Annotated in this window: 6 protein-coding genes; all 6 read left to right on the top strand. The window is 58.9% G+C overall.

The window, feature by feature from the left end; genetic code table 11:
* The first annotated feature begins 30 nt into the window (after positions 1 to 30).
* The 6 genes from AC0QKW_RS05715 (at position 31) to ggt (ending at position 5,700) form a co-directional block, all read left to right on the top strand.
* Complete coding sequence (locus AC0QKW_RS05715) at positions 31 to 1,149, top strand: ring-opening amidohydrolase (RefSeq protein WP_473150097.1); 1,119 nt, start codon at positions 31 to 33, stop codon at positions 1,147 to 1,149.
* Between the two features lie 86 nt (positions 1,150 to 1,235).
* The gene (locus AC0QKW_RS05720) at positions 1,236 to 1,655 is read left to right on the top strand and encodes a GlcG/HbpS family heme-binding protein (protein ID WP_473150098.1); all 420 of its coding nucleotides are present in this window, start codon (positions 1,236 to 1,238) and stop codon (positions 1,653 to 1,655) included.
* A 411-nt stretch (positions 1,656 to 2,066) separates the two neighbouring features.
* Positions 2,067 to 2,264, top strand: coding sequence for a DUF4089 domain-containing protein (locus AC0QKW_RS05725; protein WP_473150099.1), 198 nt, complete (start codon positions 2,067 to 2,069; stop codon positions 2,262 to 2,264).
* Complete coding sequence (locus AC0QKW_RS05730; RefSeq protein ID WP_473150100.1) at positions 2,261 to 3,664, top strand: AtzE family amidohydrolase; 1,404 nt, start codon at positions 2,261 to 2,263, stop codon at positions 3,662 to 3,664. The genes AC0QKW_RS05725 and AC0QKW_RS05730 overlap by 4 nt, the downstream gene beginning before the upstream one ends.
* 4 nt (positions 3,665 to 3,668) lie before the next feature.
* Positions 3,669 to 4,061 (top strand): AtzH-like domain-containing protein, encoded by a 393-nt coding sequence (locus AC0QKW_RS05735; RefSeq protein ID WP_473150101.1) that lies wholly within the window; start codon positions 3,669 to 3,671, stop codon positions 4,059 to 4,061.
* Positions 4,062 to 4,083: 22 nt separating this feature from the next.
* Entirely contained in the window at positions 4,084 to 5,700 is a 1,617-nt protein-coding gene (gene ggt / locus AC0QKW_RS05740) for a gamma-glutamyltransferase (RefSeq protein ID WP_473150102.1), read from the top strand.
* The last annotated feature ends 421 nt before the right edge of the window (positions 5,701 to 6,121 follow it).

The following is a 6,121-nucleotide window of genomic DNA, read 5'->3' on the forward strand; positions in this document are numbered from 1 at the left end:
ACTACATATCTATCATTCAGGACAAGGTTAATGACGCAGCAAGACTGGATCAATGTCGGGGTATTTCGCTTGCCTATGAGCGCCCCCGAAGACGTTAGCGGCTTAAAAATGCTGCTAGAAACCGGCCAACTTCAGGCAGAATCGATCATCGGCATTATTGCCCAGACCGAGGGCACCGGCTACGCCCGGGGCTATAGCTCTCTCTGCATGCAGCTGTTGCTGGCCGACTATCTCAAGATGTCGCCCCAGGCGGTGTTTGACCGCATTCCCATGATGATGATCGGCCTCTGCGGCGGGTTGATGAGCCCCCATTACACGGTCTTTACCCGCCAGTCCGCAGCCGCTCCGGCTCACCCGCCCTCGGGCAAACGCTTGACCGTAGGGGCCGCCAACACTCGCGTGCTAAAGCCTGAAGAATACGGCACCCTGACCCAGATCAAACTGGTGGCCGAAGCGGTAGAAGCCGCCATTGCCGATGCGGGCATTACCGACCTGGCCGATGTTCACTGCGTCGAAGTCAAGTGCCCCGCCATGACTCCGGCTCGCCTCGCAGACGCCGCCCAGCGAGGGGTTGCGGTCGTCAGCACCAATCTCGGTCAGGCCAGCTCCCTGTCAAAAGGTGCCAGTGCCCTGGGCATTGCCCTAGGGCTGAAGGAAATTCCTGAAACCAAGCTGGTGGAGGGGGTGGTCAACCGCGATCGCAGCCTCTACACCGACCGGGGGTCTGTCTCTGCCGGGGGAGAACAGTCGGCCTGTCGCATCCTGGTGATGGGCAATTCGGAACGATCTATCAGCCCCTACCGGGTTGGCCACGGCGTGATGGCCGATCAGCTCGATACCGCTGGTATCTATGCTGCCCTAGAGTCTGCCGGGCTTCATCCCAGCACGCCCCTCACCGCCGAGCAACAACAGCGCATCGTTCAAATGTTTGTGAACTGTGGTGCCGATGCCGTCAACGCCGTGCGTGACCGACGCCATACCATCCACAGTGATTTTCTCTCCGGTTACGCCGGAATTGTGGCCAAGGCCGTGGCCAATGCCGTCGTCGCCTCTGTGGTCGGCGACCCCATGATCTTGGCCTCCGCCGGGAATGAACACCAGGGCGTACCCGGTAGCAACTTAGTGGCCGCGATTGTTGAAGCCGAGTAGTGCCAAGTCAGGGTGTACGGTCTACCCGCTATCGTTTACCTGGCAGCTCACACATTATTATTTACCGTTTTTTTACCCACCGACCCATGTATCTCCGCAAAACCCAAGAACTCACCCATGCCGCTGCTCTGATCGTGCTCCAAGGGGCGATCGCCAAAGCCGAAGCCATGAATGTACCCCAGTGCATTGCCATTGTGGATACCGGCGGTAATTTGCTGGCGTTCATCCGCATGGATGGTGCCAAGGTGCTAAGCCAGATTTCTGCCACGCAAAAAGCTGTGACCGCTGCCTCCAGCTGTGCTCCCACCGGGGGCATTGCCGCCGATGTGGAGCTTAAACTCGCTCTCGCCACCGGGGGGCAACTTACCAACCTCAAGGGAGGACTGCCCATCGTAATTGATGGCCAGGTGGTGGGGGCGATCGGGGTCGGCTCCGGCACTGGGGCACAAGATGTGGAGGTGGCCCAGGCCGGAATTGAGGCTCTGCAAGCGGCGATCGCAGCCTGAGAACAGGTTGACTGACAAAAGTTGTATACCCTCACCCCCAACCCCTCTCTCGAGGGGAGCCGATCCACGCCTCCAGTTCCCTCTCCCCTTGGGAGAGGGCTAGGGTGAGGGGTTCCGGAGATGGGGCTAAGAAGTTTTGTCAGTCAACCAGAAATTTGTCATACCGTTCACTTCTACCAGGTTTTTCTGCACTCATCATCGGATTATTGTTCCAACTTTTGACTAGCGAAAGCATGAGGGATTTAGTAATCCCAGAACATAAAATGCCTCTATCTTTTCATGAGGCATCTAAGCAGTTTTTCCAGTGGTGGATTGCGGCTGATTAGGGCGTTGCCAGATAACGCTATAGCCGCAAATTCACCCTCGGTTCTGTTCTCTGGGAAGTTGTCAACTTTTTCTAAGGAGAAATCTGTGAATCAACCGAATAAGTCGCCTGAAGAGATCGCTGCCTACATAGAGCAGATGTCGTATTTAATTGACCTGCCCATTCACCCCGACCACCAGCCTGGTGTAGTCGAAAATTTGCATCAACTTTACAGGATTTCTCAAGTGTTCTTGAGCTTCTCTATCCCTGAAGATATCGAAGCCGCACCGAGGTTCCAACCATGACCCTAATTCATACTGACGCAACTAGCCTGGCCCAGGCCATTCACGATCAGACGGTCACGGCAACCGGCGTGATTGAGGATGTTTTGGCGCAAGTCGCGGCTCTAGATCCAGCCCTTAACTGCTTTACAGCGGTACTCTCTGACTCAGCCCTGGCCCAGGCCGAGGCGGTGGATCGAGCGATCGCCAGCGGTGTGAATCCTGGCCCCCTGGCCGGAGTTCCCTTTGCGGTCAAAAACTTGTTTGACATTGAGGGAGTAACCACCCTGGCCGGGTCGATCATCAATGCCGAAAAGCCGCCCGCCACCCAAGATGCCACCGCGATCGCCGCCCTCAAGCAGGCTGGGGCCATCCTGGTGGGGACGTTGAACATGGATGAATATGCCTACGGCTTTTCGACCGAAAACACCCACTACGGCCCTACCCACAATCCCCATGACATCGCCCGCGTCGCCGGGGGGTCTTCGGGGGGGTCGGCGGCAGCGGTGGCGGGGGGCCTAGTGCCTTTCACCCTGGGGTCTGACACCAATGGCTCGATTCGAGTGCCCGCCTCTCTGTGTGGTGTGTTTGGCCTCAAGCCCACCTATGGGCGGCTGTCGCGGGCGGGGGCAGCGCTGTTTGTGGGCAGCTTCGACCACGTGGGGCCATTTACCCGGTCGGTGCGAGACATGGCAGCGGTGTTTGATCTGCTCCAGGGGCCAGATCAGCGCGACCCGGTCTGCTGCGATCGCCCCCCCGAGCCCTGTCTGCCCCAGCTCAACCAGGGAGTAGAGGGTTTACGGATCGCCGTTGCCGACGGTTATTTTGCGGAGGGAGCAACCGCTGAAGCGCTGGTGGCGGTTCAGCACGTGGCCAAGGCCCTACAGGTGACACGGCAGGTAACACTACCAGAACCCCATCGAGCCAGAGCAGCGGCCCTGACCATTACCGCCTGTGAGGGGGCAGAACTGCACTTTCAGGATTTGCGCCATCGCCCCCAGGACTTTGACCCCATGACTCGCGATCGCCTGCTGGCCGGAGCCCTTTTACCGGCCGCCTGGTACATTCAGGCCCAGCGATTTCGCCAATGGTATCGCCAGCAGGTGCAGCAGATTTTTCAGGATGTGGACATCATTTTGGCTCCCACCACGCCTTACCCAGCCTTCCCTATCGGGCAAACCACGATCCAAGTCGATGGGGCAACGCTGCCCTCACGCACCAACCTAGGACGGTTTACCCAACCCCTCTCCTTTATTGGGTTGCCGGTGCTGTCGGTGCCGGTCTATCGGCCTGGGGCTTTGCCACTGGGGGTACAAATCATTGCAGCTCCCTATCGCGAATCTCTAATTTTGCGGACGGCGGCTGTTCTGGAAGCCCAGGGAATAGTCAAAGCCCCCATTGCCCCAGTGAATTCTGCCAGGTAACCCCATGACTGAAATCAACAATCCTAAGGTGGTCGAAGAGATTTCTCAGCTCTATAACCAGTATGAATTGGCCCTTTGCAATAATGATGTGGCCACGCTGACTAAATTTTTCTGGGACTCTTCAGAGGTGGTGCGCTTTGGGCCAATGGAAAACCTTTATGGTAGTGAGGCGATCCAGAACTACAGAAAATCTCGGCCAGATAGCAAACTCAGTCGCCAGATTTCTAACTTTAAGGTGACAGCTTTTAATAGTGATACCGCCGTCGTTACGCTGGAGTTTTATGGTGGTTTGATTGGCCAACCGGCTCGCTCAGGCAGACTGACCCAAGTTTGGAGACAATTTTCTGAGGGTTGGAAGATTGTCTCCGCCCATGTTTCTTGGATGCCAGAGATCTAAATTAGAGATCTAAATTATCGCCATGGCCTTAGATTTTCAGGTTCCAACTCGTCCCCCGGCTGTGGGTACTCGCGGTATGGTAGCCTCGCCCCACCAGCTGGCTTCGGCGGCTGGGCTGCGGGTGTTGCAGATGGGGGGCAGTGCTGTGGATGCGGCGATCGCCCTCAACAGCACCTTGGGCGTGGTCTATCCCCACATGACCGGGCTGGGGGGCGACTCATTTTGGTTAATCTACGACGCCGCCACCCGTCAGGTGCACGGCCTCAACGGCTCGGGGCGGGCGGCGGCCCAGGCCACCATCGAGTACTACTGCGATCGCCACTACCGCGAGCTGCCCAGCCGTGGCCCCCTGGCGGCGATCACAGTACCGGGCACCGTCGATGCCTGGTGTACTGCCCACGATCGCTTTGGTCGCCTGCCCCTCGACAACATTCTCCAGCCTGCCATTGACTACGCCGAGCAGGGCTACCCCGTCTCCACCTCCCAGGAGGTGTGGACTCGGCACAACCGCGATCTGCTCAGCCAAGACCCCTATGCCCAGCGCTGTTTTTTGCCCCAGCAGCAGGTGCCCAGCCGAGGCACGGTGCTGACCAATGCGGGCCTGGGCCAGAGCCTGAGGGCCATTGCCAGCGGCGGCAGCGCTGAGTTTTACCGAGGGGCGATCGCCGCCGAAATCACCCGTCACCTGGCCGACCGGGGCGGCATTTTGACCGCCGCCGACTTTGCCGCTCACCACAGCGACTGGGTCGAGCCGATTGCCACCACCTATCGGGGCTACCGGGTAGTCGAGATGCCCCCCAACACCCAGGGGTTTGCGGTGCTGCAAATACTCAATTTGCTAGAGGGGTATGACCTCCAGGCCATCGGCCACCACACCGCCGACTACTATCACCTGATGGTCGAGGCCACCAAACTGGCCTTTGCCGACCGCGATCGCTGGCTCAGCGACCCCGACTTCGTCAACATCCCGATCCAGGAGCTGATTAGCAAGCCCTACGCCGATCGGCGGCGACCCCTGATCGCCATGGCCCAGGCTCAACCCTACGGCCCCGGTATCGGCAATGGCGACACCACCTTCTGCGCCGTCGTCGACGACCAGGGCAACGCCGTTGCCACCATCCAAAGCCTGTACTTTGACTACGGCTGTGGCGTGGTAGGGGGCGAGACCGGCATTGTGCTGCAAAACCGAGGCTCGTTCTTTTCCCTCGACCCCGCCCAGGCCAACAGCCTGGCTCGCGGCAAACGCCCCTTTCACACTTTGATTCCAGCTTTGGCGCTCAACCCCGCTGGCGACCTGGAGTGGGTGCTGGGCACCATGGGCGGTGAAGGTCAGCCCCAAACCCAGGCGGCCCTGCTGACCCGAACGATCGACTTTGGCCTTGACCCCCAGTCGGCGATCGACTGGCCCCGCTGGTTGCAGGGGCGCACCTGGGGCGAAAGCACCAGCCGCCTCTCCTTAGAGGGCCGCATTCCTGAAGCCATTCAGGCGGAGTTGGCCCGGCGGGGGCATCCGGTGGCGGCCCTGCCCGCTTGGGCCGAGCAGATGGGCCACGCCCAGATGATCCACATTCACCCCGAGACAGGGGTGCTGTGGGGTGGGGCTGACCCCAGGGGAGACGGCACCGCCCTCGGCTGGTAGCGTGGGTAGCGCTATGCCCCTGACCAACGACGAGAGGGGTGAAACCCGTTGGTCAACCACCCATAGCCTGGGCTGGGGGTCAGGGCCATTTCATTCTGAAGGGATCTAGAGGTTGAATCGACTCAACCTCAGACTCGATCAGTGTGAGAGGAAATGCTATTCGTCATGCACTAGCTTGAGCATGATTTTCGCGCAAAATCACTGGCCTAACTTGTAGTCTCAACCAGGTAAGCGGTGCGTTGTTGCTGTACCAAAAGCTTTGGCGATCGCCGCAATTAAGCCGCAATTAAACTGAGCCAGAAACACACTCTACCTGCTAATGCCCGGGTGTATCCCAGTCTTGCAAGACTCATCTTGAGAAGTAGCCATTGAGATACGCACACCGCTGATGGAGCACTTGTTGTACATTGTCTCCGTCCCA

The organism is Pseudanabaena sp. PCC 9330 (assembly GCF_055795045.1).